The organism is Cupriavidus sp. (genome assembly GCF_057315035.1).
In genome coordinates this window covers 49645-69220 of record NZ_DBHKYV010000004.1, presented here as the reverse complement: position 1 = coordinate 69220, position 19576 = coordinate 49645, and the positions used below count along the sequence as shown (strand labels likewise).

Here is a 19576-nt window from a genome sequence, read left to right as displayed (position 1 = left end):
CTTTTACAAAGCTGGTGCCGGGGCGCGCGCCATCACTATCCGATGGCGTTCATGCTCTGCTCATGCGAGCTTTACATGACGTTCAGAAGGCGCTCCAGTCACCGTTGTCGGACGCGCTGCTGCCCGTCGATGCTGCCGTGAGCGCGGGGCGCTTCTTCTGGCTATCGGCATCTTCGTCGGCAACTTCAGTCATGGCCGACGCCGCGGCAGCGGCCACCAGTGCGGTACCAGCCGGCTTGCCCGGCTTGCGACCCTTCGTGGTGCGTGCCACGACGGGCTTCGTACCCGGGCGGACCGTCGAACGCACGTTTGGACGAGCAGCCGGTGCGACTGGTGCGGCGAGCATCGGCGTCGACGTCACGGCATCGTCGTGCGACAGGCGGAAGCCAGACACCGACTCCATCAGGCGGCCCGCCTGGTCCTGCAGCGATCCTGCAGCCGCCGCGGCCTGTTCCACCAGTGCCGCGTTCTGCTGCGTCACTTCATCCATCTGCGCCACGGCCTGGTTGACCTGCTCGATGCCCGAGCTCTGCTCGGCCGAAGCGGCGCTGATCTCGCCCATGATGTCGGTCACGCGCTTCACGGCCTGCACGATCTCGTCCATCGTGGTGCCGGCCTGGCTGACCAGTGCGGCGCCGGTATCGACCTGCGCCACCGAGTTGTCGATCAGCGTCTTGATTTCCTTGGCCGCATTGGCGCTGCGTTGCGCCAGGCTGCGCACCTCGCCGGCCACCACCGCAAAGCCACGGCCCTGTTCGCCGGCACGCGCCGCTTCCACGGCGGCGTTCAGCGCCAGGATGTTGGTCTGGAACGCAATGCCTTCGATCACGCCGATGATGTCGACGATCTTGCGCGATGCGCCGTTGATCTCGCCCATGGTCTGCACCACCTGGCCCACCACCTCGCCACCACGCACGGCCGTTTCCGATGCGTTGGCTGCCAGGCCGCTGGCCTGACGCGCGTTGTCGGCATTCTGGCGCACGGTGCTGGTCAGTTGCTCCATGCTCGACGCGGTTTCCTCGAGCGAGGCGGCCTGTTGCTCGGTACGCTGCGACAGGTCGTTGTTGCCGGCCGCGATCTCACGCGAAGCCGTACCGATCGATTCGGCCGACTCCTTGAAATCGCGCACCATACCCGACAACTGCTGCTGCATCTGGCTCATTGCGTGCAGCAGGCTGTTCTGGTCATTGGCGCGCAGGTCGACCTTGTCCGAGAAATCGCCGTCGGCGATACGCGCCGCGATCGACGCCGCATAGCCCGGCTCGCCGCCAAGCTGGCGCGACAACTGCCGAGCCAGGAACCAGCCCAGCAGTACCGACACCACCCCGCCGCCCAGCACCAGCAGCAGCATCAGCACACGCGAGCTGTTGTAGACGCTGGTCGATTCTTCCATGTTGGACTTCGCGCGCTCATCGCGGCGCTTGACCATCTTGAACAACACTTCTTCCAGCGCGCGGCTTTCCTTGAGCAGATCCGCGCTCTCCGTGAACACGGTGCTTTCGAACTGCGAGGTATCGAGCGGCTGCTTGCTGACCAGTTCCACATACTTGAGCATGCGGTCACGGAACGGCGGCACCAGCGTCTCGTACTGCTTGAACAGCGCCTGGCCCTCAGGCTGGGTGAAGGATTCCTTGGCAGTTTTTACACGTGCCTCCATCGCGGTCAGCGATTTCTGGATCTCTTCCTTCTCGGTCGCGCGCTCGCCCATGGTCGACGCCGACAGCAGCGCAATCTGTGCGCGGCTGGCGTAGACCAGGTTGATATTGCCGTCCTGCACGGCCTTCAGAGCCTGCAGGTCGGTGTTGTAGATCTTGCCGGTCCATTCCGCCATTCGCCCCATGTTGACCACGCCCAGCAGGCCGATGATGGCACCGATCACGGATACAACCAGGAAGCCGGCAATCAGCCTGGTTGTAACGCGTAGTTGATTGAACCACTGCATAGAACTACCCCCTTCTTCTGTCAGAAAAGACCGGGATGGCCTGCGATGCACCGTCCCGAGTTGTTGTCGCTGCCGCCTGCTTGGGCGGCCGCTTTGCCCCGTTCCTGATGCCACGCTTCTGGCGCGGCGCTGTGCGGCCCTTGTCCATGTGGACGCGGGCCCGCTCCCCACTTCAGCCGACTGCTTCCACTGCCGTCTCCATCTGGCGCTTGCGTGCGGGCCTGGCTTCGGCCTGCGTGCTCACGCGGAACGTGGAGATCGACTCGCGCAAGCGGTCGGCCTGTTCCTCCAGCGAGCCGGCCGCGGCTGCGGCCTGCTCCACCAATGCTGCGTTCTGCTGCGTGACTTCATCCATCTGCGCCACGGCCTCGTTCACCTGCTCGATACCCGCGCTCTGCTCCACCGAAGCGGAGCTGATATCGCCCATGATGTCGGTGACGCGCTTTACGGCCTGCACGATCTCGTCCATCGTCGCGCCGGCCTCGCTGACCAGGGCGGAGCCGTTTTCCACGCGCGATACGGTATTACCGATCAGGTTCTTGATTTCCTTGGCCGCGTTGGCGCTGCGTTGCGCCAGGCTGCGCACTTCGCCCGCCACTACCGCAAAGCCACGGCCTTGTTCCCCGGCGCGCGCGGCTTCCACGGCGGCATTGAGCGCCAGGATGTTGGTCTGGAACGCGATGCCCTCGATCACGCCCACGATGTCGACGATCTTGCGCGATGCTTCGTTGATCTCGTCCATCGTCTGCACCACACGGCCCACGGCCTCGCCACCACGCACGGCGGTATCCGATGCATTGACCGCCAGGCCACTGGCCTGGCGTGCGTTGTCGGCGTTCTGGCGCACGGTGCCGGTCAGCTGCTCCATGCTCGACGCGGTTTCCTCGAGCGAAGCTGCCTGCTGACCGGTGCGTTGCGAGAGGTCGTTGTTGCCCGCCGCCACCTGATGCGTGGCCGTGGAAATGCTGGCCATGCCTTCCTGGATGTCATGCACCACCGAAAGCAGGCTACGCTGCATCGTGCGCATGGCACGCGCGAGTGCGCCCACCTCGTCGGCAGACTTGTGTTCGAACGTCGTGGTCAGGTCGCCGGCACCCATGCGCAGCGCAAAATCCAGCATCTCGCCAACCGGGCGCTCCACACGCGACACCAGCAGCGCCCCCGCGGCAAACGAAGAAATCACGGCCAGCGCAAACGCGCCCCACAACCACGGCCACAGTTGCACGGCGGCTTCCGGCGACATCCAGTGCACGCCGGCCAGTGCCACCAGGAACCACACCAGCCCGGCCAGTTGCGCCCAGAGAATGCGGCGCCTGAGATTGATGCGGGCAAGACGTCCGATGAAACCCGCCACGCCGGTTCGCACCACGGCGCCGTCGCGGATCGCCAGACCCGCGGCACGGTTTTCCCGGAAACGCCGGTACGCGGCTTCGGCAGCGTCGATCTGGTCCCGTGTGGCCATCGAGCGCACCGACGTATAGCCAATGGTGCGGCCGTCGACGCGTGTCGGCGTCACCGTGGCCTGCACCCAGTAGTGGTCGCCATCCTTGCGACGGTTCTTGACGATGCCCACCCACGACCTGCCAGCCTCGATCGACGCCCAGAGGTCGGCAAACGCTTCCGGCGGCATGTCCGGATGACGCACGAGGTTGTGTGGCGCCCCCAGCAACTCGTCGGCGGAGAAGCCGCTGATCTCGACGAACGCCCGGTTCGCGAACGTGATCCGCCCCTTGAGATCGGTTCGCGAGATCAGGTAGTCGTTCGGCGAAAGCGCATGCTCGCGCTGGGTGACGGGCTGGTTGTTACGCATGAATGATGGACTTGCGTTGAATGCTTCCGGTCCGTGCGTAACGCATCTCGCGCGGGCGCGACGGACGGCTTACAGGAAATGGACTTCAGATGGCGCCGGCGGCAGCGTCCAGCGCCGCGAGGTCGTCGACATTCATCAGCTTCTCGATATCGGCGAGGATCAGCATGCGACCTTCGAGTGAACCGAGTCCGCGGATGTAATCGGTTTCCACACCGCCCGACAGTGCCGGTGCCGGCTTGATCTGCGCAGGGGTCAGCGTGAGCACATCGGAAACGCCGTCAACCACGATGCCCGTGGTACGTTGATTGATGTCAACGATGATCACCACGGTGTACTGGTCATAGCTGATCTCGGCCTGCTGGAACTTGATGCGCAGGTCGATGATCGGGACGATGATGCCGCGCAGATTGACCACGCCCTTCAGATAGGCGGGCGCATTGGCGATCTGCGTGACCGTTTCGTAGCCACGGATCTCCTGGACCTTGAGGATGTCGATGCCGTACTCTTCGCGACCGAGCCGGAAGGCCAGGAATTCTTCTCCCGCGCCGTCAGCACGGTTGTTACTCGTGTTCATGGTTGCCCCCGCTGGCATGGTTGGTCGTGGCCGGGGTAGCTCTGCCCCTGGCTGCTGGCGACCCGAGGCAGTGACCGGCCCGGAACGCGGCCGGACCTCCTGCTATGGCCCTCCAGCAATAACGGCGTAATGCGGGGTGAATTAAGACCGACTTGGGGGCGGATTTACCCCTCCGTGGGAGGGGTCAGCAACGCGTGAACCGACGCCATCAGCTCGTCGGGATCGAACGGCTTGGCCAGGAAGCCCGATGCGCCGGCTTCGCGCGCCTGGCTCAGGATGCGGTCGTCGTGCTCGGTCGACAGCATAAGGATCGGGATCGCCGCGTAGGCGGGTGTGGCGCGCAACGCGCGAATCAGCGACAGCCCATCCATGCCAGGCATGACCTGGTCCGTGACCAGCATGCCGAACTGGCCTTCCAGGGCCACCTCATGCGCCTCCTTGCCGTCGGAGGCTTCGGTCACCGTGAATCCGCCCGCCCGCAGGCAGGCGCCGGTCATGCGGCGCAACGATGGCGAATCGTCGACAACAAGGATGTGCGGAAGGGACATCGGGGACTTTCGTGGAAGGTTGGTCCGCCAGTGGCAAGGCATAGCGGCCGGCGACGGACGGGCCAGCGGCTGGCCCGTGCGATTGCCCGCATGTGCCGGTGCCCTGCCTCTGTCATATCGACACCTGGCGCGCACGCTTTAGAGTTGCCGCCCACAAATTTTTTCCGACGAACGTCCGGGACCTACGCGCGCAGCGGCCGCGCGCTGTGCAGCAGATCGACAAAGGCCGGGACGTCGAGCGGCATCGCCATCAGGTAGCCCTGCACTTCGTCACAGCCCATGGAATGCAGGATATCGAGCTGCGAGGCCGATTCCACGCCCTCCGCCACCACCTTCATGCGCAATTCGTGCGCCAGCGCCACCATCGATCCAACGATGGCCCGGCCCTGAAGGTCGGCATCGAGCCCGCCGATCAGCGTGCGGTCGATCTTGAGCGTGCCCACGCGCAACCGCTTCAGGTAACCCAGGCTCGAATAGCCGCTGCCGAAATCGTCCAACGCCACGTGGATACCGAGCGACTGCAGGTCGGCCAGCGTTTCCATCGACTTGCCGATGTCCTTCATCGCCGCGGTCTCGGTAATTTCGAGCGTGATGGCCGACGGCGGAATGTCATGCTGATGGATCTGTTCAAGCAGGTACTGGGCAAAGTTGCGGCTGGCAAAACGCAGGCCGGACACGTTGATCGCCACCGGCACCACCGGCAGCCCCGAGTCCTGCCACGCACGTACCTGCGCGCAAACCTGCGAGATCACCCAGTCGTCGAGCTTGTCGATCTGTCCGGACTGCTCGGCCACCATGATGAACTCGGCCGGATTGATCGCGCCAAGCGTAGGATGGCGCCACCGGCATAGTGCTTCGGCACCCACCACGCCGCGCGTCTTCACGTCGTACTTGGGCTGGTACACCAGCGACAGCGCATCGTCCTGGATGGCCGGCCACAGATCGCGCCGGATCACGCGCATGCGGCGCGCGCGTTCGCCCGCGGCGGAGTTGAACACCCGCATCTGGTTCGACCCGCTTTCACGCGCCTCCGACAGGCTGACACGCGCCGCCTGCATCAGCGATTCCGACGTTGCCGCATCGCGCGGATAGATGGCGATGCCGATGTTCACGCCGATCTGCATCTGCAGGCCTCGCGCGGCCACGAATTCGGACAATGATCCCAGCACACGCGCACCAAGGTCATGGGCACGGCTATGCTGCACCAGCTCGGGGACGCCAACCGCGAACTCGTCGCGCGCCAGTCGCGCCAGGAAATGATGGGGCTCCAGGGCCGCCTGCGCCAGCGCGCCGGCGTCCTGCGCGAGAATGTCGTCGGCACGTACTTCGAAGACCTCGTCCACCTCGCGGAAATCGGCTATGTGAATCAGCAACACCGCGCAGCTGGTTTCGGACAGCCTCGCGTGCGCAATGGTCTGGTCAAGCCACCGCGCAAAGGCGGTGCGGTCGGGCAGGTCGGTGCTCACGCTGTACTCGCCAACCGGTGGCTGGTCGCGTCCCGACGGCCGTACGGTCAGTTTCGCCAGACGACCCGAGCCACGGCGGACCAGGCGTGACTCGCCAGGCCGTACGCCGGACGGGAAATCGTCCGCTTCGTCGGCAACGTTCGAGTCGGCAAGCGAGGCAGCCCATTTGCGCGACTGCATCCAATGCATGGCGTACAACGCCGAACACAGCAGCGCGAGCCCACCCGCAAGCCACACGGGACCATGGCCGGCGCCGTCGATGCAGGCGCGCGCCGTCAGCGATGCGCTACCGCATGCCCGGCCCAGGCGCGCGCCAGCTACCGCAACCAGGCCGCCGCCGGCAAGCATGGCCGCAACGATGGCCAGGTGCCAGCCGCGCCCGCCATGCCGCAACCATTGCAGGACCGGCGTCGACACATGGGATACGACCACGCTGGCGGCAAGCGTCGCGGCAAGGGTGGCGGCCAGCTTGGTGCCATCGTTGGCAGCGGTCAGGGTACCGGAGGCCAGCGTCACCCAGAGCGGCATGCCCAGCGTGACTTGTGACATCAGGGCTGCCGACCACGCCAGTGACCGGACAACCTTGCGCCCCTGCTCGCCTTCCGTTTTGGCCGCGCGAAAGCTCCGCGCGGCCAGAACGCCGAGCAGGGCTGCAAGCAGCGATAGGATGGAAATCGTGGCAATCATTGGGGCTGCGCGAAGAAGAACAGCGAGTGCGCGGGAAACACCAGGATATGGGGCAAACAAAAGCCCGCATCATGGCATCTCGCGCGCGTCGTGTGAACCTCGTTGGACGCCTGGTTGGGCGTGTTGTTGAATGTTTCCTTGTATGTATCAGTCTTGAAAACTCAGAATGCGGCCCAGTTGTCGTCTGCCGCCGCACCTGGGGCACTCGCGGCCGGCTGGTTCAGCGCTGGACGCAACAGCTTCGGTTCGCGTCCCGTGCGCACGATCGGCGGACGTCGGGAAGCCGGTCGTGCCGGAGCCCGCTCGGTCGTACGTGCCAGCGCGGGTGCTGCCTTTGCCGGCGTGGCGTGCGGCGTCACCAGTGGCAGCGCAGGCGCGACGGCGTGCTGCTGCACGCCACCATCATCGGCCAATGAAAACACCGAGACCACGCTCTTCAGCTTCTGGGCCTGTTCCTCCAGCGCACCGGCCGCGGCGGCAGCCTCTTCCACCAGCGCCGCGTTCTGCTGGGTAACCTGGTCCATCTGTGCCACGGCCTGGTTGACCTGTTCGATGCCGGTGGTCTGTTCCTGCGACGCGGCACTGATCTCGTTCATGATGTCAGTCACGCGACGCACGGCCTGGACGATTTCGCCCATGGTGTGTCCGGCTTCGGCCACGAGCTTCGTGCCGCTTTCCACGCGCTGGCCCGACTCACTGATCAACGATTCGATTTCCTTGGCAGCATTGGCGCTGCGCTGCGCCAGGCTGCGCACCTCGCCAGCCACCACGGCAAAGCCGCGGCCCTGCTCGCCGGCACGGGCCGCTTCCACCGCGGCATTCAGCGCCAGGATGTTGGTCTGGAAAGCGATCCCTTCAATCACGCCGATGATCTCGACCACCTTGCGCGAGGCGCCGTTGATCTCGTTCATGGTGTCCACCACACGCCCCACCACATCGCCGCCCTTGAGCGCGATCTGCGAGGCCTCGCCAGCCAGCACGCCGGCCTGGCGCGCATTGTCGGCGTTCTGACGCACCACGGTGGTCAGTTCTTCCATGCTGGCCGCGGTCTGTTCCAGCGATGCGGCCTGCTCTTCGGTACGTTGCGACAGATCGGTGTTGCCCGCCGAAATCTGCTGGGTGGCCGAGGCAATCGAATCGGTGCCACCGCGCACTTCATGCACGATGCCCGACAGGCTGTCCTGCATCTTCGCCAGCGCCTGCATCATGCGACCGACTTCGTTCTTCGACATGCTCGTGATGCGCGATGTCAGGTCGCCGCCCGCCATGCGCTCGAACACCGACAACGCCTCTTCCACCGGACGCACGATCGCGCGATGCAGCATGACGGTGGCGACAATCGCGATCGCAATGCCGAACAGGATCAGCAGGATCGACATCGTACGAATCGTTTCAAAGCGCGCCTGCGCGCTTTCAAAATTCGCCTTGCCGGTTTCCATCTGGAAGCTCTCGAGCTTTTCGTGCGCGCTGGACATGCCGCGTTGCAGCTCGGGCATCACGTCACGCCCGATCCGCAAGGCTTCTTCGCGATTGCCGCTGCTCAGTGCCTTTTGCCAGGGCATCACGCCCTTGTCGAAGAACTCCTGGCGCTTGGCAGCCAGCGCAGTGGCCAGCGCCTTCTCCTCGTCATTCTGCGGCAGCGCCATATAGCGCTTCCAGCCGCGCTCCGACGACTCCACGAATACCATCGAACGGTCCACGTGTTTCTTCAGGTCATCGCCTTCGCTGCCGGGCATCACGCCACGGTCCAGGGCCAGGCGCATGCGCGTGGTGCCGACCATCGCCTCGGCCAGCGCCTGCGACGATGCCAGCTGGTTCGAATACGTCTCCTTCAGCGCATCATTGGTCTGCGAGATGCCGCGCAGGCCAGCGCCCCCGACAAGCAGCAAGATCGCGGCAAGCAATGCCATGGCGCCCCGTAATAGGGTCTTGATCTGAATATTCTGGTGAAAGGACATGATGTGCTGATCATTAGGAGATAACCCGAAGCCACTCCCTTGCTTCGGTCCGGCAGACCGACACCCCGTACGGCCTGCTCAGGACTGCATAACGGTCGCCAGCCAACCATCCTTGAGTTGCGCATCAAATGCATTTCGAGTATGGCGACTGAGGCACATGAAGCGGCCTGCGAAATATGCTGCAACAGGCGCGGCAAATGAAAATCTTCCGCCGTGCGCTTGATTTCAGCGTTTGCTGAATGGCCCGGCAGCGCACCCGCCCACGATTAAGTAAGGATTCGCGGAATTGAATTTCCCCGCACGTCAGCTGTCCCCGAGATCCGCGCCGCCCCGCGCTTTCTGGCGTTTGCCGGCAACGGTGAATCGCGACGGGCATCGACCATTGCTATCGTTGTAAGTTCAGTAATATTTCCTAATTGAGAATCTTCGCAATTTTGATCATTTATCCGCAAAGGGATTTGCAGCGATGCGGACAGTGGTTATAATGCTTTTCGTCAATTCACGGACCCACCAGTAAATAGAGGGATACAAATGGCGACATATCAGGAAATCGTTCAGAAAATCAACGAACTCCAGAAGCAGGCCGAAGAGATCAAAGCGCGCGAACAGGCCACCGTGATCGCCGAGATTCGCGAGAAAATCGAACAGTTTGGCCTGACCGCAGAAGATCTCGGATTTGGCGGCAAGGCTGTTGCCAGCAAGAAGGCCACCGCCGCACGCAAGGTGCCGGTCCGCTATCGCGATAGCGCTGGTAATACCTGGACCGGTCGCGGCAAGCGTCCCGGCTGGCTGACGCAGGCGCTGGCCAATGGCAAGGCAATGGAAGACTTCCTGATTCGCTAAGCGGCGATCCAGTAGTACGGGTGCTTGATTCATGTACCCACAATAAAAAACCGGGCAACAAGCCCGGTTTTTTATTTGGCCGATGGCCCCTGGCCACCAGTCACTGGTCGTCAGTCCGCGAACCCTAAAGGATTCATCGACTGCCAGCGCCAGGAGTCCTCGCACATCCGGTCGATATCGTGGCGGGCACGCCAGCCAAGAAGCTCTTGCGCAAGCGCCGGATCGGCATAGCAAGATGCAATGTCGCCCGGGCGGCGCGCAACGATCTGATATGGCACCGGACGCCCGCTGGCACGTTCGTATGCCTTTACTACCTCCAGAACGCTGTATCCACGGCCAGTACCGAGGTTGACCGTCATGCCGCGCGGATGATTACGCAGGTAATTCAGTGCCGCGACATGCCCATCGGCCAGGTCACAGACATGGATGTAGTCGCGCACGCCGGTACCATCGACGGTCGGATAGTCGCCGCCATAGACACTGAGCTTTTCGCGCCGGCCGCCGGCCACCTGTGCCACATACGGCATCAGGTTGTTGGGAATACCACCGGGATCCTCGCCAATCAGACCGCTTTCGTGGGCACCCACAGGATTGAAATAACGTAGAAATGCGATGCGCCACTCGGGATCCGAGATTTCGAGATCACGCAGGATTTGCTCACCCATCAGCTTGGTCTGGCCATACGGATTGGTGGCCGACAACGGAAAATCTTCAAGAATCGGCACCGTATGTGGATTGCCATATACCGTTGCCGACGAACTGAAGACCAGTTGTTTGACGCCCGCGGACTGCATTGCGCTGCACAGCGTGATCATGCCCTGGAGGTTGTTTCCGTAATACTCGAGCGGCTTGCTCACGGATTCGCCAACTGCCTTCAGGGCGGCAAAATGGATTGCTCCCGTAATCTTGTGTTCGGCAAACAGGCGGTCCAGCAACGCGCGATCACGCACGTCGCCTTCCACGAATTGCGGTGTGGACCCAGTAATCCTGGCAAGGCGGCTCACGACCTCGCGGTTACTATTGCACAGATTATCGAGTCCGATCACCTGGTAGCCCGCCTCGTGCAATGCTACCCACGTGTGCGATGCGATATAGCCGGTGGCGCCTGTCAGCAGTAAGGTTTCAGCCATGGAGATATTTCAGGTACAAAATTCGTTTCAAAGGGCCGATCGCCGATCGGGTTGCCATCATAACCGGCCCGCATTACGTCTGCGCGCTCAATTGTCATGCGTAATTCAGCGGTCCACGGCCACGCGCGCTGCCGGCCTGGCCATCACCGGAAGCCCGGCACGCGCTTGCCATGCCTCATAGGCCGCGTGCAAACGCCAACCTGATTCCAGGTCACGCATGCCTAGCAATTGCGCTACGGCCGCAGGCGTCGTACCCGCATCGAAATGCATGGCACCACACGTATTGCGCAACGTCTGTGGGGAAGCCCGCTCACTGCGACCGGCAAGCACGCCCGCCTCATCGAGCAGGATCTCGATGCGGCGGTAGATCGACGCGGCGTGCATGGGCCGGCCATTCGCCATGGCCGGGAATACCAGGTCGCCGAGCGAATCCGCCGCATGCCGCACGGCCAGCCAATGCCGCAAAGGCGCGTGGGCAAAGCCAAACAGCGGCACCATATGAGTGCGGCCATTGTCCTGACGCGTCATACGGAGCGCCAGCGCACCATCGTCGATACCTTCCAGGGCATCGATGCGCAGTGTGCGCACTTCCGCCACTTTCAGGCCACCACCGAGCAGCACGGCCAGCATTGCCACGTCGCGCGCGCGTTTCCATTGCGTCGGCGAAATGGCTGGCGCCGTCGCCTTGTTGCCATGCTCCGGAATGATGTCCAGCGCCGGCGCCAGGATCCGCGCCACCAGCAAATCGCGCTCGCCCGGCAACAGGAATGCCGTCGGGTCGTTCTCACCTTCTGCAAGATGGGCCTTGACGGCCTGGCTGGCTGGATTGTGCAGGTTCTGCTGCAAGGTGGACAAATGATGGAAGATGCGCTCGATCAGGCGCGCATACCGGTAGCGATGACGCTTGTGCAGGTTCTGGGCATCGAGGAATGCGCCGATCTGCGCGGCCGACCATTTCAAAGGCGGCAAACCCTGCTCGCCGGACCACCGCAACAGCTTGCCCCACATGGCGCGATACACCCCGGCCGTGCCGGGCCGAAAGCCGTGCTGCGCCAGCCATCCATCAAAGGCGCGCTCGGGCGTACGGTACCAGGCGGCCAGATCGGCATCGAACAGCTCATCGGACTCCGGCTTCGCCCCGTCAACGAGGCTGCCGTCTGACATGGTGTGAGTAGCCACTAACTCTCCCGCTTGGCATGTAGGGCAATGCGCTCATTGTAGACAATGCGCCACTGGCACAGACGCGGATCTCGACAAAAATGGTTTTGCAACCCGTTGCACACGAGACGGCAGGCATGGTACCTTGCACCTCATCATGCAACTGGTTGCATAGATCGAGTCCCGGCTTGCCGCCCTCGGCAACACCGAACCTCCACTGACCCGAGAGAACCGTCATGGCCATTCCCGCATTGCTGCAAAAACTGGCGCTGCCTGCTGTCTGTTCGCCGCTGTTCATCATTTCCAACCCGGACCTGGTCATTGCGCAATGCAAGGCGGGCGTGGTGGGTTCGTTCCCGGCGCTCAATGCGCGGCCCGTGGAAAAGCTCGCGGAATGGCTGGACCGCATCACGACCGAACTGGGCGAGCACAACGACAAGCATCCTGAGCGGCCGGCCGCACCGTTCGCGGTGAACCAGATCGTGCACCGCTCCAACGACCGGCTCGAACATGACCTGGAAATGTGCGTGCGCTACAAGGTGCCCATCGTCATCACCTCGCTGGGCGCGCGCGCGGAAGTCAATGAAGCCGTGCATTCGTACGGCGGCATCGTGCTGCACGATGTCATCAACAACACGTTCGCACGCAAGGCCATCGACAAGGGTGCCGACGGCCTGATCGCCGTGGCGGCGGGCGCCGGCGGCCATGCCGGCGTGTTGTCGCCGTTTGCGCTGCTGCATGAGATCCGTGAGTGGTTCGATGGTCCGCTGCTGCTGTCAGGCGCCATCGCCAGCGGCGACGCCGTGCTGGCCGCACAGGCCGCCGGTGCCGACCTGGCCTATATTGGCTCCGCGTTCATTGCCACGCAGGAAGCCAACGCGCAGGACGCCTACAAGCAGATGATTGTCGACAGCACCGCCGACGACATCATTTACTCGAACCTGTTCACGGGTGTGCACGGCAACTACCTGCGCGAGAGCATCGTGCGATCGGGCCTGGACCCCGAAGCGCTGCCATCGTCGGATGCCTCGGCGATGAACTTCGGTTCCACCCGCGTCAAGCCTTGGAAGGACATCTGGGGCGCGGGCCAGGGCGTGGGCGCGATCAAGCGCGTAGTACCGGCCGCCGAACTGGTACGCCGCTTTGTGGAAGAGTACGCGCTCGCACGCCGTCGCCTGGGCCTGGCCGAGGCCGCTGCCACGGCCGCACGCGCCACCGACCTGGCCTGATCCCCTCTTGTCCTCTCTTGCCGCCGGACCGGTTCCGGCGGCCACCGCCTCAGTCGCTGCTGCCGGGCTTCGCGTCCGGCATCTGCAGCAGCGGCATCAGTTCACGCCCCCAACGTACCCAGTCTTCCTGGAAGCGGATGCCACGACGCAGCAGCGCGTACTGGATCTGCTGGCGACGATCGAGCGTGCCGCCGAAATCCTTGCGCTCGATCTCGCGATAGAGCTCGAGCCGCGCCTCGTGCAAGGCAATCAGACGATCCATTTCCTTGTCCAGCCCGAGCGGCCCGATTGCAGCATCTGCACGTAGCTTGACCAGGATTTCCTCTCGCTGGTCCAGTCCTGCACCGGGCGACAGCACCCACCGCACCACTTCGTCGCGTCCGGGCGGCAACACGTAATAGACCTTCTTGCGGTTCCTTTTCTCCACGCCGTTGCCGTCGGCCGTACCGGCCTGGCTCGCGGTCTCGTCGGCGGCAATCCAGCCAAGTTCGGCCATGCGCCCGAGTTCACGGTAGATCTGCTGATGGGTGGCGTGCCAGAAATAGCCGATCGATTTGTCGAAACGACGCGCCAGGTCATAGCCGGACGACGGCTTCTCGAGCAGGGAAATCAGGAGCGCGTGCTGGGTGGACATTCGCCGGTGGATGGTTGGCCCCGGTTGGCATGAAGGTTGCTGCCTCCTTGACCCGGGATGGTTCAGAGTGGCGCTATGGTAGCGCGCAAGTCACGCCACGTCATGCCGTTAACCCCCAAGGAACGCTTGTTGGATGGATACGGACGGCTTGGACCGGCCGGGGTCGACCGACCAGGAATTACTGAAATACGACAATTTAGTCAATTGTCTCGATACTGATGTAAAAAATTCGAAATGGCATTTCCCGAACGACTGCAATACATTCCAGACATTGCCACACGCATGCGCGCGCCTTTTTTCTGCCGGCCCAACGTTCCGCGCCATGCGTCATACGGGAGTAGCCAATGAACGCAAGACCGGAATTCACGGAAGGCACGGCCTCGGGAGAAATGTCCCGGGCGGTCAGCGCCGCGCGCGCCCGTGCCGGCACCGCACCGATTTACTACCGGCTGCCCGATACGCCGGAAGGCCATCACATCAAGGAATACGCCAGCGGCCTGCGGCAGCTGGTGCGCTTCGTCGGCGTGGAAGAACAGGTTGTCAAATACAGCCTGAGCTGACCCGAAGCTGCAGATTGTCTCCTCCTGTCCTTTATGGACCTGGGATTTACGCCCGCGATACCCTCGCGGGCTTTCTTTTTTCAGCCCATGAAAAAAACCGGCCACCGCGCAGGCGCGCGGTGGCCGGTTCTCAGTATTGCAGTAATTGCCGGATGCGGCGGGCGATCAGTCCACCGTCGCGCCCGAAGCCTTCACCACCTTGGCCCACTTGGCAGCTTCGGACTTCATGAACGCGGCCAGCTGTGCCGGCTTTTCCGGATTCGGTTCGGCGCCTTGCTCGGCCATCTGCTTCTTCACTTCCGGCATGGCCAGGATCTTGACCACTTCGGCGTTCAGGCGGTCAACGATCGGCTGCGGCGTGCCACCGGTTGCATAAAGCGCGAACCACGACGTAGCTTCATAGCCCGGAACACCGGCTTCGGCCACGGTCGGCACGTCGGGCAGTGCCGGCGAGCGCTTGGCGGACGTCACGGCGATGGCGCGCAGCTTGCCGGCCTTCACGTGCGGGTACGACGACGGCATGTTGTCGAACATCAGGCCGATCTGGTTGCCCAGCAGGTCATTCACGGCCGGAGCACTGCCCTTGTAGGGGATGTGCTGGATATGCAGGCCGGTCATCGAGTTGAACAGTTCGCCCGACAGGTGCATCGACGAACCGCTGCCCGACGAACCGTACGACAGCTTGTCCGGGTTCGCCTTCACATACGCGATCAGTTCCTTCACGTTGTGGACCGGCACCTTCGGGTTCACCACCACGATATTCGGCACCATGGCCACGCGCGTAATCGGCGCGAAATCCTTGACCGGGTCGAACGGCAGCTTCGAGTACAGCGACTGGTTGATCGCGTGCGTGCCGATCGTGCCCATGAACAGCGTGTAGCCGTCAGCCGGGGCCTTGGCGGCCAGCGACGCGCCGATGTTGCCACCCGCACCCGGACGGTTGTCGACCACTACCGGCTGACCCAGCGCCTTGCCCAGTTGCAGGCTGACGATACGGGCCAGGATGTCGGTGGTGCCACCGGCCGAGAACGGCACGATCATCGTGATCGGCTTGGTCGGGTAGGTACCCTGCGCTTGCGCGCCGGTCATGACGGTAAAGCCGGCGGCCATTGCCACGCCAGCGGCCAGCAGGCGTCTGCGCGCCTTCGACGGTTGTTTGGTGATGCTCATCTTGTGCTCCAGGAGTTGATGCACACCCGCTGGCAATCCTTGTGAGCGCCGCGGATGCAATACTTTGAATCGCTATTCCACCCCGTGCCCTGGGGCGGGCAACTTTCTTATACGGGTGCCACACCCAGCGTGGTTCCGCCGCAGACGTACAAAACCTGTCCCGTCACGAAACCATTCTCGGGTGCAAGGAAGAACAGCGAGGCACGCGCCACGTCTTCCGGCGTTCCCATGCGTTTCACGGCGATGCTTGCCAGGATGCGCCGTGTCTGTTCGCTGCCCTCCGGATTACTCTTTCGGAACAGCTCGGTGGCAATGGGACCCGGTGCCACGGCGTTGACGGTGATACCGTCGCCGCCCAGCTCCATCGCCAGCGTTCGGGTCATGCCAACCAGCCCCGCCTTGGCCGCGGAATACACCACGCGCTCAGGCTTGCCCAGCGCCGCGCGCGAGGCCATGTTGACGATACGGCCAAAGCCGGCCGCGCGCATCGCGGGCAGGCAGGCCTGGGTGAGCAGCATCGTGGCCTGCAGCGTCAGCCCCACGACGTAGTCCAGATCTTCGGCAGTGGCCGTGTCGGCGGTGCCGGGGCGCGTGGCGCCGGCATTGTTGACGAGCCGGGTTACCGCGAACTGCGAGGTCACCTTGGCGGCCGCCGCACGCGTGGCGTCGGCATTGGTCAGGTCGGCCTGGAAGAAGGTCAGGTTCGGATGCGACCACGTCGGCTCTGCATAGTCGACATTGATCACACGGGTCACGCCGTCGGCGAGCAGCATTTCGGCAATCGCACGACCGATACCGGAACTGGCACCGGTGACAAGCGTGGCAACGGGAAGGGACATCTCAGTACTCCGCACCGGCACGTCAGCCGGGTCAGTCAGAAAAAGATGCGGCAAGACCGGCGAGCCCGTCGGCCTGGCCGCAATGCTCTACCTCGTTGGGGAAGAGACACCACTGAAACTTCCCATCGTGAATAACGGCGGGAAGTGAAAGAAATTAAGCGCTTGCGTAGTTCTGGTTAGCTCCCCTCTCCCGCCATGCGGGAGGGGGGAGCCGAACATTGCCACATCAAACCCGTTCGATCACCATTGCAATACCCTGGCCCACGCCGATGCACATCGTGCACAGCGCGAAGCGGCCATTGGTACGTTCGAGCTGGTACAGCGCGGTGGTCACCAGGCGCGCGCCGCTCATGCCCAGCGGGTGGCCCAGGGCGATTGCGCCGCCGTTCGGGTTCACGCGCTGGTCGTCGTCGGCGACGCCGATCTGGCGCAGCACTGCCAGGCCTTGCGCGGCGAATGCTTCATTCAGTTCGATCACGTCAATCTGGTCCAGCGACATGCCCAGTTGCTTCATCAGCTTCTGGGTGGCCGGTGCCGGGCCGATGCCCATCACGCGCGGGGCCACGCCAGCGGTGGCCATGCCGACGATGCGGCCGCGCGGCTTCAGGCCGTGCTGCTTCAGGCCCGCTTCGCTGGCCAGCAGGATCGCGCATGCGCCATCGTTCACGCCCGAGGCGTTGCCGGCGGTTACCGTACCGTCCGGACGCACCACGCCGCGCAGCTTGGCCAGCGCTTCCATGCTGGTGGCACGCGGATGTTCGTCACGGTCGACGACGATTGCATCGCCCTTCTTCTGCGCAATCGTCACCGCGGTGATTTCCTGCGCCAGCGTACCGTCGGCTTGCGCGCGCGATGCCTTCTCCTGGCTACGCAGCGCCATCAAGTCCTGGTCTTCGCGGCTGATCTTGTAGTCGGTGGCCACGTTCTCTGCGGTCTCGGGCATCGAGTCCACACCGTAGGCCGCACGCATAGCCGGGTTGATGAAACGCCAGCCGATCGTGGTGTCGAAGATCTGCGCATCGCGCGAGAAGGCCGACGTGGCCTTGCCCATCACGAACGGGGCGCGGCTCATGCTTTCCACACCGCCGGAAATCATCAGGTTGGTCTCACCGGACTTCAACGCACGCGCGGCGGTGCCGGTGGCGTCCATGCCCGAACCGCACAGGCGGTTGATCGTCGAACCCGGCACGTCCTGCGGCAGACCGGCCAGCAGCGACGACATGCGTGCCACGTTGCGGTTGTCTTCACCGGCCTGGTTGGCATTGCCGAAGATCACGTCGTCGATCGCCGACCAGTCCAGGTTCGGGTTACGCGCCATCAGTGCCTTCAGGGGCACCGCGCCCAGGTCGTCCGCGCGCACGGCGGACAGGCTGCCGCCGTAACGGCCGATGGGGGTGCGAATGGCGTCAACGATGAATGCGTCGCTCATGTTCTGTCTCTCTGGTCTGGTTGGTATCAGGCGGCTACGGCCTGCTTCAGGGGCACGCCGGTCAGGCGTTGCAGCTCTTCAAACGACAGGCCGTCCACGAGATCGCGGGCTACCAGGCCGTCCGGTGTCACGTCCAGCGTCGCCAGGTCCGTGTAGATACGCGTGACGCAACCGATACCGGTCAGCGGATACGTGCATTCGGCCACGACCTTGCTTTCGCCCTGCTTGGTCTGGTGGTCCATCATCACGAACACCTGCTTGGCACCAATGGCCAGGTCCATCGCGCCGCCCACGGCGGGGATGGCGCCCGGTGCGCCGGTATGCCAGTTGGCCAGGTCGCCCTTCTCGGACACCTGGAACGCGCCCAGCACGCAGAAATCGAGGTGGCCGCCACGCATCATCGCGAACGAATCGGCATGATGGAAGTACGAGCCGCCGGCCTTGATCGTCACGGGCTGCTTGCCGGCGTTGATCAGGTCGCCGTCTTCTTCGCCGGGTGCCGGTGCGGGCCCCATGCCGAGCAGGCCGTTCTCGCTGTGCAGCAGGATTTCACGGTCGGCCGGCAGGTGATTGCCAACCAGGGTGGGCAGGCCGATGCCGAGGTTCACCACGGCACCTTCCGGAATGTCTTTGGCTACGCGGGCAGCCATTTGGTCGCGGGTCAGACGTTGCATCTGTATCTCCTTCTTCAGCTCGATCGACTCAGGCGGCCTTGGCGGCTGCGCCACCAATCTTCACCACGCGCTTTACGAACAGGCCCGGAGTCACGATGTGCTCGGGGTCCAGTTCGCCCAGTTCCACGATGCTGCTGACCTGCACGATCGCGCATTTGGCGGCCATGGCCATGATCGGGCCAAAGTTGCGCGCGGTCTTGCGGTAGGTAAGGTTACCCCAGCGATCGGCGCTATCGGCCTTGATCAGCGCAAAGTCCGCATGAATCGGCTTTTCGAACACATAGCCTTGGCCGTCGATGATGCGCGTTTCCTTGCCTTCGGCCAGCGGCGTGCCGTACGCGGTACGCGTGAAGAAGCCACCGATGCCGGCACCAGCGGCGCGGATGCGCTCGGCCAGGTTGCCCTGCGGCACCAGTTCCAGCTCGATTTCACCAGCGTGGAACAGGGCGTCGAAGACGTAGGAATCAGCCTGGCGCGGGAACGAGCAGATGATCTTGCGCACGCGCTTGGTCTTGAGCAGCGCGGCCAGGCCCGTATCGCCGTTGCCGGCATTGTTGTTGACGATCGTGAGATCGCGCGCGCCCTGGGCGATCAGGGCATCGATCAGCTCGGCTGGCATGCCTGCCAGGCCAAAGCCGCCGATCAGGATCGTGGCACCGTCGTGGATGCCGGCCACTGCCGCTTCCACCGAGTCATATAGCTTGTTGATCACTTGCGTTCCTGTACGGAAGGGTCCGGCATCAAACCGGGACCGGCCGCAAGGTCGCGGCACGCAAAGTTGTCTCCGGCAGGCTGCTCAGACGGGGTTCTGCTGTGCCACGCTGCGCCTGGGGCGCGGTGCGGGTTGCAGGACAGGGTCCAACAATCTTGCAGTTGTCTTGATAAGCCGTCTTGTCAGCGGCTTTGCGATGGTCGGCGAATCAGG

At 63.6% G+C, this 19576-nt stretch carries 17 protein-coding genes; 3 read left to right on the top strand and 14 right to left on the bottom strand.

Features of this window, described 5'->3' with window-relative positions:
• Window positions 1–82: 82 nt before the first annotated feature.
• The 6 genes from ACO550_RS08855 to ACO550_RS08830 form a co-directional block, all read right to left on the bottom strand.
• Window positions 83–1942: a methyl-accepting chemotaxis protein gene (locus ACO550_RS08855; RefSeq protein ID WP_315595933.1), complete on the bottom strand. Its 1860-nt coding sequence runs from the start codon at window positions 1940–1942 to the stop codon at window positions 83–85.
• A gap of 172 nt (window positions 1943–2114) precedes the next feature.
• Complete coding sequence (locus ACO550_RS08850) at window positions 2115–3752, bottom strand: methyl-accepting chemotaxis protein (RefSeq protein ID WP_315595932.1); 1638 nt, start codon at window positions 3750–3752, stop codon at window positions 2115–2117.
• Window positions 3753–3837: 85 nt separating this feature from the next.
• Window positions 3838–4326: a chemotaxis protein CheW gene (locus ACO550_RS08845; protein ID WP_315595931.1), complete on the bottom strand. Its 489-nt coding sequence runs from the start codon at window positions 4324–4326 to the stop codon at window positions 3838–3840.
• A gap of 164 nt (window positions 4327–4490) precedes the next feature.
• Window positions 4491–4874, bottom strand: coding sequence for a response regulator (locus tag ACO550_RS08840; protein ID WP_315595930.1), 384 nt, complete (start codon window positions 4872–4874; stop codon window positions 4491–4493).
• A gap of 182 nt (window positions 4875–5056) precedes the next feature.
• Window positions 5057–7027, bottom strand: a complete 1971-nt coding sequence (locus tag ACO550_RS08835; RefSeq protein WP_315595929.1) for a bifunctional diguanylate cyclase/phosphodiesterase — start codon at window positions 7025–7027, stop codon at window positions 5057–5059.
• A gap of 161 nt (window positions 7028–7188) precedes the next feature.
• The gene (locus ACO550_RS08830; protein ID WP_315595928.1) at window positions 7189–8985 is read right to left on the bottom strand and encodes a methyl-accepting chemotaxis protein; all 1797 of its coding nucleotides are present in this window, start codon (window positions 8983–8985) and stop codon (window positions 7189–7191) included.
• A gap of 531 nt (window positions 8986–9516) precedes the next feature.
• On the opposite strand from ACO550_RS08830, the gene ACO550_RS08825 reads away from it, so the two are divergent.
• The gene (locus ACO550_RS08825) at window positions 9517–9828 is read left to right on the top strand and encodes an H-NS family nucleoid-associated regulatory protein (protein ID WP_315595927.1); all 312 of its coding nucleotides are present in this window, start codon (window positions 9517–9519) and stop codon (window positions 9826–9828) included.
• Window positions 9829–9938: 110 nt separating this feature from the next.
• Here the strand turns inward: ACO550_RS08825 and galE are convergent, their stop codons facing one another.
• Together galE and ACO550_RS08815 are read right to left on the bottom strand one after the other, a co-directional pair.
• Window positions 9939–10958, bottom strand: a complete 1020-nt coding sequence (gene galE / locus ACO550_RS08820; protein ID WP_315595926.1) for a UDP-glucose 4-epimerase GalE — start codon at window positions 10956–10958, stop codon at window positions 9939–9941.
• A 105-nt stretch (window positions 10959–11063) separates the two neighbouring features.
• Window positions 11064–12122: a tyrosine-type recombinase/integrase gene (locus tag ACO550_RS08815; protein ID WP_315595925.1), complete on the bottom strand. Its 1059-nt coding sequence runs from the start codon at window positions 12120–12122 to the stop codon at window positions 11064–11066.
• A 230-nt stretch (window positions 12123–12352) separates the two neighbouring features.
• On the opposite strand from ACO550_RS08815, the gene ACO550_RS08810 reads away from it, so the two are divergent.
• Window positions 12353–13345: a nitronate monooxygenase gene (locus tag ACO550_RS08810; protein ID WP_315595924.1), complete on the top strand. Its 993-nt coding sequence runs from the start codon at window positions 12353–12355 to the stop codon at window positions 13343–13345.
• A 49-nt stretch (window positions 13346–13394) separates the two neighbouring features.
• Here ACO550_RS08810 and ACO550_RS08805 read toward each other — a convergent pair whose 3' ends face one another.
• On the bottom strand, window positions 13395–13979 hold the full coding sequence (locus tag ACO550_RS08805) for a PadR family transcriptional regulator (protein ID WP_315595923.1): 585 nt from the start codon (window positions 13977–13979) through the stop codon (window positions 13395–13397).
• 344 nt (window positions 13980–14323) lie between these two features.
• Between ACO550_RS08805 and ACO550_RS08800 the strand changes: the two genes are divergently transcribed.
• Window positions 14324–14539, top strand: a complete 216-nt coding sequence (locus ACO550_RS08800) for a hypothetical protein (RefSeq protein WP_315595984.1) — start codon at window positions 14324–14326, stop codon at window positions 14537–14539.
• 165 nt (window positions 14540–14704) lie between these two features.
• Here ACO550_RS08800 and ACO550_RS08795 read toward each other — a convergent pair whose 3' ends face one another.
• The 5 genes from ACO550_RS08795 to ACO550_RS08775 form a co-directional block, all read right to left on the bottom strand.
• On the bottom strand, window positions 14705–15709 hold the full coding sequence (locus tag ACO550_RS08795; RefSeq protein WP_315595922.1) for a tripartite tricarboxylate transporter substrate-binding protein: 1005 nt from the start codon (window positions 15707–15709) through the stop codon (window positions 14705–14707).
• Window positions 15710–15816: 107 nt separating this feature from the next.
• The gene (locus tag ACO550_RS08790) at window positions 15817–16548 is read right to left on the bottom strand and encodes an SDR family NAD(P)-dependent oxidoreductase (protein WP_315595921.1); all 732 of its coding nucleotides are present in this window, start codon (window positions 16546–16548) and stop codon (window positions 15817–15819) included.
• Window positions 16549–16774: 226 nt separating this feature from the next.
• Complete coding sequence (pcaF, locus tag ACO550_RS08785; RefSeq protein WP_315595920.1) at window positions 16775–17977, bottom strand: 3-oxoadipyl-CoA thiolase; 1203 nt, start codon at window positions 17975–17977, stop codon at window positions 16775–16777.
• A 26-nt stretch (window positions 17978–18003) separates the two neighbouring features.
• Window positions 18004–18651, bottom strand: a complete 648-nt coding sequence (locus tag ACO550_RS08780) for a 3-oxoacid CoA-transferase subunit B (RefSeq protein WP_315595919.1) — start codon at window positions 18649–18651, stop codon at window positions 18004–18006.
• A gap of 28 nt (window positions 18652–18679) precedes the next feature.
• Window positions 18680–19363, bottom strand: a complete 684-nt coding sequence (locus ACO550_RS08775) for a 3-oxoacid CoA-transferase subunit A (RefSeq protein WP_315595918.1) — start codon at window positions 19361–19363, stop codon at window positions 18680–18682.
• Between the last annotated feature and the right edge of the window lie 213 nt (window positions 19364–19576).

Excerpts from the sequence above, each read along its gene's own strand:
- ACO550_RS08855 (WP_315595933.1), bottom strand. The coding sequence starts at position 1,942 with ATGCAGTGGTTCAATCAACTACGCGTTACAACCAGGCTGATTGCCGGC.
- ACO550_RS08850 (WP_315595932.1), bottom strand. The coding sequence starts at position 3,752 with ATGCGTAACAACCAGCCCGTCACCCAGCGCGAGCATGCGCTTTCGCCG.
- ACO550_RS08845 (WP_315595931.1), bottom strand. The coding sequence starts at position 4,326 with ATGAACACGAGTAACAACCGTGCTGACGGCGCGGGAGAAGAATTCCTG.
- ACO550_RS08840 (WP_315595930.1), bottom strand. The coding sequence starts at position 4,874 with ATGTCCCTTCCGCACATCCTTGTTGTCGACGATTCGCCATCGTTGCGC.
- ACO550_RS08835 (WP_315595929.1), bottom strand. The coding sequence starts at position 7,027 with ATGATTGCCACGATTTCCATCCTATCGCTGCTTGCAGCCCTGCTCGGC.
- ACO550_RS08830 (WP_315595928.1), bottom strand. The coding sequence starts at position 8,985 with ATGTCCTTTCACCAGAATATTCAGATCAAGACCCTATTACGGGGCGCC.
- ACO550_RS08825 (WP_315595927.1), top strand. The coding sequence starts at position 9,517 with ATGGCGACATATCAGGAAATCGTTCAGAAAATCAACGAACTCCAGAAG.
- galE (WP_315595926.1), bottom strand. The coding sequence starts at position 10,958 with ATGGCTGAAACCTTACTGCTGACAGGCGCCACCGGCTATATCGCATCG.
- ACO550_RS08815 (WP_315595925.1), bottom strand. The coding sequence starts at position 12,122 with ATGTCAGACGGCAGCCTCGTTGACGGGGCGAAGCCGGAGTCCGATGAG.
- ACO550_RS08810 (WP_315595924.1), top strand. The coding sequence starts at position 12,353 with ATGGCCATTCCCGCATTGCTGCAAAAACTGGCGCTGCCTGCTGTCTGT.
- ACO550_RS08805 (WP_315595923.1), bottom strand. The coding sequence starts at position 13,979 with ATGTCCACCCAGCACGCGCTCCTGATTTCCCTGCTCGAGAAGCCGTCG.
- ACO550_RS08800 (WP_315595984.1), top strand. The coding sequence starts at position 14,324 with ATGAACGCAAGACCGGAATTCACGGAAGGCACGGCCTCGGGAGAAATG.
- ACO550_RS08795 (WP_315595922.1), bottom strand. The coding sequence starts at position 15,709 with ATGAGCATCACCAAACAACCGTCGAAGGCGCGCAGACGCCTGCTGGCC.
- ACO550_RS08790 (WP_315595921.1), bottom strand. The coding sequence starts at position 16,548 with ATGTCCCTTCCCGTTGCCACGCTTGTCACCGGTGCCAGTTCCGGTATC.
- pcaF (WP_315595920.1), bottom strand. The coding sequence starts at position 17,977 with ATGAGCGACGCATTCATCGTTGACGCCATTCGCACCCCCATCGGCCGT.
- ACO550_RS08780 (WP_315595919.1), bottom strand. The coding sequence starts at position 18,651 with ATGCAACGTCTGACCCGCGACCAAATGGCTGCCCGCGTAGCCAAAGAC.